The following is a 6,000-nucleotide window of genomic DNA, read 5'->3' as shown; positions in this document are numbered from 1 at the left end:
ACGCCGACACCCTCCACCACACCCCCATCGGCGTCCTGCGCAGCGTCCAACGCCCCGTCTACGACACCCTCATGGCCGACCAACTCGACACCGCCGTCGAACAGAACGGCAAGGGTGATCTGAGCGCCCTGCTGGCGGGCAAGGACACCTGGACCGTGGTCGGCTGACCGCAGCCCCTCACGGCCCACGAGGCCCGGAGTCGGCCCGGAAGGGTCAGCTCCGGGCCTTGTCCCTGTCGTATGCGGCGCGCGCCGACTCGACCTCGTCCAGCCGCTGCTCGGACCAGCGGGCGAGCGCCCAGACCTGGTCGGCGGCCTGCCGGCCGAGCGGGGTCAGCGAGTAGTCCACGCGGGGAGGGATCACCGGCTTCGCGTCCCGGTGCACGAATCCGTCGCGCTCCAGTGTCTGGAGGGTCTGGGCCAGCATCTTCTCGCTGACCCCACCGACCATGCGGCGCAGTTCGCTGAACCGGTAGGAGCGCTCCAGCAGCGCGGCGAGCACGAGGACTCCCCACCGGCTGGTGACGTGTTCGAGGACCAGCCGGGAGGGACAGGTCTGCTGGTTGACGTTCGGGCGGCGACCGCCCACTTCGTCCAGAATGCTTGTGCTTACGGGCATACCAGTACCTTACTTCAAAGTGGGTACTATCCCATAGTTAGTACAGCTCCTAGGGTGAGTGTTGTTCCACTCGTACAGCACGATCCGCACCTTCAGGAGAGAACCCTCATGAGCATCGTCGTCACCGGGGCCACCGGAGCCCTCGGCCGTCTCGTCGTCGAGCAGCTGCTCGACACGGTCCCGGCCGACCAGGTCGTCGCCGTCGTCCGCGACAAGGACAAGGCCGCGCCACTCGCCGCCCGGGGCGTCGAGCTCCGCATCGCCGACTACGACCGCCCCGAGACCCTCTCCGACGCGTTCCGGGCCGGCGACCGGGTCCTGCTGGTCTCGGGCAGCGAGGTCGGCAAGCGGATCCCCCAGCACACCGCGGTGATCGACGCCGCGAAGGCGGCCGGGGTCGCACAGCTCGCCTACACCGGCGTCCTGGGCGGACCCGACGCGGACTTCCTGCTGGCCGACGAGCACAAGGCGACGGAGCAGCTGATCCTCGACTCGGGTCTCCCCCACACCTTCCTGCGCAACGGCTGGTACACCGAGAACTACACGGCGAATCTCGCACCCGTCCTGGAGCACGGCGCCGTCGTCGCCAACGCGGGCGACGGGCGCATCTCCTCCGCCACGCGGGCGGACTACGCGGCGGCGGCCGTCGCCGTACTGACCGGCGACGGGCACCTCGGCGCCGCGTACGAGCTGAGCGGCGATGTGGCCTGGTCGCTTTCCGAGTACGCCGCCGTGATCGCCGCCGCCACCGGCAAGGAGATCGTCCACAAGAACGTGCCGGCCGCCGCGCACCAGGAGATCCTCGTGGGCGCCGGGCTTCCCGAGGCCTTCGCCGCGATCCTCGTCGACGTCGACGAGGCCATCGCACGCGGCCGGCTCGCCGGGACGAGCGGCGATCTGGCCCGCCTGACCGGCCGGCCGACCACTCCGCTGGCCGACACGGTCGCCGAGGCCGTCGCCGCCGTCTGAGCGGGCCCCGGACGCCCGTCGCGGCCGTCGTGTCACGACCGTTCCCCTGAGACGGCAATGACAGAGGGCTCTTCCGGCGCTACCGTCGTGCAGTCGGCCGACCGCCGGCCCAGGACGGCCGGGAGGGCCCGTGAAGGGGAAGAGCGAACAGCGGGCAGGTCTGCTGTACGGAATCGGCGCGTACGGGATGTGGGGCATCGTGCCCCTCTTCTGGCCGCTGCTGGAGCCGTCGGGTGCGGTGGAGATCCTCGCCCACCGGATGGTGTGGTCGCTGGGCGTCGTCGCCGTCGCCCTGCTGTTCGTGCGCCGCTGGGCGTGGATCGGCGAGCTGATCCGGCAGCCCCGGCGGCTGGGGCTGATCGCGATAGCCGCGACCGTGATCTCGGTGAACTGGGGTCTCTACATCTGGTCCGTCAACAACGGTCATGTCGTGGAGGCGTCACTCGGCTACTTCATCAATCCGCTGGTCACCATCGCCATGGGCGTCCTGCTGCTCGGTGAGCGGCTGCGGCCTGCGCAGTGGATCGCGGTGGCGACCGGTTTCGCGGCGGTGCTCGTGCTGGCGATCGGCTACGGGCAGCCGCCGTGGATCTCGCTGGTGCTGGCGTTCTCGTTCGCGACGTACGGCCTGGCGAAGAAGAAGGTCGGCATGGGCGGGCTCGAGTCCCTGGCCGCCGAGACCGCCGTGCTGTTCGTGCCCGCGCTCGGGTTCCTTCTGTGGCTCGGGGCGAGCGGCGACGCGACCTTCCTGGCAGGGGGCGCGGGGCACGGGGCCCTGCTCGCCGCGACCGGGCTCGTCACCGCGATCCCGCTCGTCTGTTTCGGCGCCGCGGCGATCCGGGTGCCGCTCTCCGTGCTCGGCCTGCTGCAGTATCTGGCCCCGGTGTTCCAGTTCGCGCTCGGCATTCTCTACTTCCACGAGGAGATGCCGCCCGAGCGATGGGCGGGCTTCGCGCTTGTCTGGGTGGCTCTGATGCTGCTGACCTGGGATGCGCTGCGGACGGCACGGCGTACGAGGGCCGAGGCCCTGCGCCTGGCCGTACGGGCCGCGCAGGCCTCGGCCCCCACCGGTACAGCCTCCGCTTCGACGCCGGACGCGGACTCCCCTGCCGTCACGTAGGACCTCTCGCGCAGACATGGTGGACGGCACCCTCAAAGGCTGGTTGAGTGCCCGGATGGGGACGATCCTGAGGGACATGAGGCACGTTCAGTGGCATGAGCTGCGCCATGCCCAGGGCTCCGCCTCCCAGGTCCCCGGGATGCTGTCACGGATCGCCTGGGGCGACAGCGAGTCGGCGGAGGACGCGCTGAGCGATCTGGAGCAGTGGATCGGCGCCCTGGCCGTGTTCGACGCGACGGTCGCCACGGTGCCGTTCCTGTGGGAACTCGCCGCCATGGAAACCGTGAAGGACCGCGCGGGGGTCATCGGGCTGCTGGGGACGATCCTCGCCCATGACCACGCGCACCACCAGGAGTGGACCAGGGACGCGCACCTGGCGGTCCTGGCCGGCCGTGCGACCGCCGAGCGGCTGGTCACGGACAGCGATCCGGCGGTGAGCACCGCGGCGGGCAAGCTGCTGACCGCCTGCGACGAACACGTCTGCGCGACCTGCCCGCCGCGCGGAGTCTCGTAGCGTCCCATGGCGTCAGGCCGGTATAAACGCCTTCCATGACCCTGCACTGGAAGCTCGTCATCGATGCCCAGGACCCGCACGCTCAGGCCGGCTTCTGGGCCGAGGTGCTCGGTTACGTCGTCGAGGACCACAGCGCCCTGATCGAGGAACTGCTCGGCGCCGGTGCCGCGCCCGAGGCCGCCACCGTCGAGTCGCACGGTCGCCGCGCCTGGCGTGATCTCGCGGCGGTGCGGCATCCGGACGATCCGTACGAGGAGAAGAGCGGGACCGGGCTCGGGCGCCGGCTGCTCTTCCAGCGCGTACCCGAGCCCAGGACGGCGAAGAACCGCCTCCACATCGACGTCCACTCGGCCCCGGGGCAGCGCGAGGCCGAAGCGGAACGGCTGGTGGGCCTCGGCGCGAGCGTACTGCGCCGGGTCGAGGAGCAGGGCGGGTCCTGGCAGGTGCTCCTGGACCCGGAGGGCAACGAATTCTGCGTCCACTGACCGGCCACGGCCATCCGCGACAGGCCCCGCCCATCCGCGCAGGTCAGCGGCGTACGGCGGAAAGGCGATCTCTCTAGGCTGACCCCATGTTCACGCCACCCGCCGCATACACCCTCGTCGCCACGGATCTGGACGGCACACTGCTGCGTTCCGACGACACCGTGAGCGGCCGCTCCCGCGCCGCCCTCGCCCGTGCGGCGTCGGCCGGCGCACCGCATCTGATCGTCACGGGCCGGCCGGTGCCCGGCATACGCACCCTGCTCGCGGACCTCGGCTACGACGGGGTCGTGGTCTGCGGGCAGGGCGCCCAGGTGTACGACGCGGGGTCGGCCCGCATGCTGCGTTCGGCGACGCTGGACCGGGATCTGGCCGACGTCGCGCTCGGCAAGATCGAGGCCGAGGTGGGACAGCTGTTCGCAGCGGTGGACCAGGACGGCCCGGACGGCCGGACCCTGACCGAGCCGGGCTACCGCATGCCGCACCCTTCGCTTCCCGCACAACGGTCCGCGAGCCGCGCGGAGCTGTGGGCGGCGCCCCTCATCAAGGTGCTGATACGCCACCCGGAGCTGACGGACGACGAGCTGGCAGCGGCCGCGCGGGGGGCGGTGGGCGATCTGGCGTCCGTCACGATGGCGGGCCCGGGGACGGTCGAGCTGGCGCCGTTCGGCGTGGACAAGGGCACCGGGATCGCACTGGCCGCCGAGGCGCTGGGCCGTGACCTCGCCGGCGCGGTGGCGTTCGGGGACATGCCGAACGACCTGCCCATGTTCCGCCGCGTCGGTCACCGGGTGGCGATGGCCGGCGCACATCCGGAGCTGCGGGCAGCCGCCGACGAGATCACCCTCTCGAACGAGGACGACGGCGTCGCGGTGGTCCTTGAGCGGCTGTTCTCCTGACCCCGTTCACCGAGCGGCTCTTCGGCTGAACGCGCCCCACAACTTAATGCACATGCATATGATGCGTGCGCCGGTAAAAGTCGTACGCATTCAACTGGAGGCATGGCATGACCACACGCACCTTCCTCTTCCTGCTCGGCAGCAGCCGCGCCGACGGCAACACCGAGACGCTGTCCAGGCTCGCGGCCGAGCAGCTTCCCGCCGGTACGCAGCAGCGGTGGCTCGACCTGCGGGACCTGCCCCTGCCCGACTTCGAGGACCGGCGGCACACGGACGGCCACGCCGCCCCGACGGGCAACGCCGCGACCCTGCTGGAGGCGACGCTCGCAGCCACCGACGTCGTCATCGCCTCACCGCTGTACTGGTACGCGGTCTCCACCTCCACCAAGCGCTACCTGGACCACTGGTCGGGCTGGCTGCGGGCCCCCGAGGCCGACTTCCGGCAGCGGATGGCCGGGAAGACCCTGTGGGGGGTCACCGCACTCGCGGACGCCGACCCGGAGGTCGCCGAGCCCCTCGTGGGGACCCTGCGGAATTCGGCGCGCTTCCTCGGGATGCGATGGGGCGGGGTGCTGCTGGGCAACGGCAGCAAGCCCGGCGACGTACTGGCCGACACCGGCGCCGCGGCGCGGGCGAAGGTCTTCTTCAGCTGACGTGCCCCGGGGCGGAGGCATCCTCCGGTGCGCTGCCCGCGCACAGGGACCGCAGGGCATGGGACACCAGCGCGGCGACCGTCGCCTCGTCCTGCGGCGGCTTCCGCAGCACGTGGCGGTAGTAGACGGGGCCGTAGAGCAGCTCCACCGCGAGCGGCAGATCGGCGTCCTCCGGTATCTGCCCCTGCTCCTGGGCGCGCCGCAGGCGCCCCACGGCGGCCTCGAAACGAGGATCGACCAACTGCTCGCGGACCGCCCGCGCGAGCTCTTCGTCGTGATGCATCTCCGAGAGGATCCCGGAGTAGGCCGGCCCGTACGGCGGCGTCGAGATCAGTCTCACCAGAGCGTTGATGTGCGCCCTGAGGTCGGCCGCGATGTCGCCCGTCTCCGCGAACGGCGTGACACCGACGAGCACCTGGGTGAAGGCCTCCAGCATCACGGCCACCTTCGACGGCCACCAGCGGTAGATCGTCTTCTTGCTCACCCCTGCGCGGGCCGCGATGGCCTCGACGGTGACCCGGCCGTACCCCTTCTCCGTGCACAGCTCCAGAGCGGCGTCCAGCGTCGCCCGTCGTGACCTCTCGCTGCGGCGGAGAGAACTCGGCGATGTGATCATTCGGTGAGCATAGGGGGATTCCCCCCACCGCTTATTGACAGGTCGTCGCCAAAAGTCGAACAATGACCAAGCTGGAAACGGAACGTACCGTGTCGTGACGTTCCGTGCGTTACACCGTTCGTGCCGTTC

Annotated in this window: 8 protein-coding genes and 1 pseudogene; 7 read left to right on the top strand and 2 right to left on the bottom strand. The window is 70.8% G+C overall.

Features of this window, described 5'->3' with window-relative positions; genetic code table 11:
• A pseudogene (locus AB0C75_RS31595) lies at positions 1-167 on the top strand (2-oxoacid:ferredoxin oxidoreductase subunit beta); the annotation flags it as partial.
• Between the two features lie 46 nt (positions 168-213).
• Here AB0C75_RS31595 and AB0C75_RS31590 read toward each other — a convergent pair.
• A complete protein-coding gene (locus AB0C75_RS31590) occupies positions 214-618 on the bottom strand; it encodes a helix-turn-helix domain-containing protein (protein WP_362895257.1) in 405 nt (134 codons plus the stop codon).
• A 108-nt stretch (positions 619-726) separates the two neighbouring features.
• On the opposite strand from AB0C75_RS31590, the gene AB0C75_RS31585 reads away from it, so the two are divergent.
• From AB0C75_RS31585 to AB0C75_RS31560, 6 genes are all read left to right on the top strand, one after another.
• On the top strand, positions 727-1,587 hold the full coding sequence (locus AB0C75_RS31585; protein WP_362895255.1) for an SDR family oxidoreductase: 861 nt from the start codon (positions 727-729) through the stop codon (positions 1,585-1,587).
• Between the two features lie 130 nt (positions 1,588-1,717).
• Positions 1,718-2,707, top strand: coding sequence for an EamA family transporter RarD (rarD, locus tag AB0C75_RS31580; RefSeq protein WP_362895253.1), 990 nt, complete (start codon positions 1,718-1,720; stop codon positions 2,705-2,707).
• Positions 2,708-2,762: 55 nt separating this feature from the next.
• The gene (locus tag AB0C75_RS31575; protein WP_362895251.1) at positions 2,763-3,221 is read left to right on the top strand and encodes a hypothetical protein; all 459 of its coding nucleotides are present in this window, start codon (positions 2,763-2,765) and stop codon (positions 3,219-3,221) included.
• A 35-nt stretch (positions 3,222-3,256) separates the two neighbouring features.
• The gene (locus tag AB0C75_RS31570; RefSeq protein WP_362895250.1) at positions 3,257-3,706 is read left to right on the top strand and encodes a VOC family protein; all 450 of its coding nucleotides are present in this window, start codon (positions 3,257-3,259) and stop codon (positions 3,704-3,706) included.
• A gap of 86 nt (positions 3,707-3,792) precedes the next feature.
• On the top strand, positions 3,793-4,602 hold the full coding sequence (locus tag AB0C75_RS31565; RefSeq protein ID WP_362895248.1) for an HAD family hydrolase: 810 nt from the start codon (positions 3,793-3,795) through the stop codon (positions 4,600-4,602).
• Positions 4,603-4,709: 107 nt separating this feature from the next.
• Positions 4,710-5,255, top strand: a complete 546-nt coding sequence (locus AB0C75_RS31560; protein ID WP_362895246.1) for an NAD(P)H-dependent oxidoreductase — start codon at positions 4,710-4,712, stop codon at positions 5,253-5,255.
• On the opposite strand, the gene AB0C75_RS31555 is transcribed toward AB0C75_RS31560, so the two are convergent.
• Positions 5,248-5,871 (bottom strand): TetR/AcrR family transcriptional regulator, encoded by a 624-nt coding sequence (locus tag AB0C75_RS31555; RefSeq protein WP_362895245.1) that lies wholly within the window; start codon positions 5,869-5,871, stop codon positions 5,248-5,250. The genes AB0C75_RS31560 and AB0C75_RS31555 overlap by 8 nt on opposite strands.
• Positions 5,872-6,000 lie beyond the last annotated feature (129 nt).

This window comes from Streptomyces sp. NPDC048565 (assembly GCF_040650935.1).
Classification (GTDB): domain Bacteria; phylum Actinomycetota; class Actinomycetes; order Streptomycetales; family Streptomycetaceae; genus Streptomyces.
This window is presented reverse-complemented; position numbering and strand designations above follow the sequence as displayed.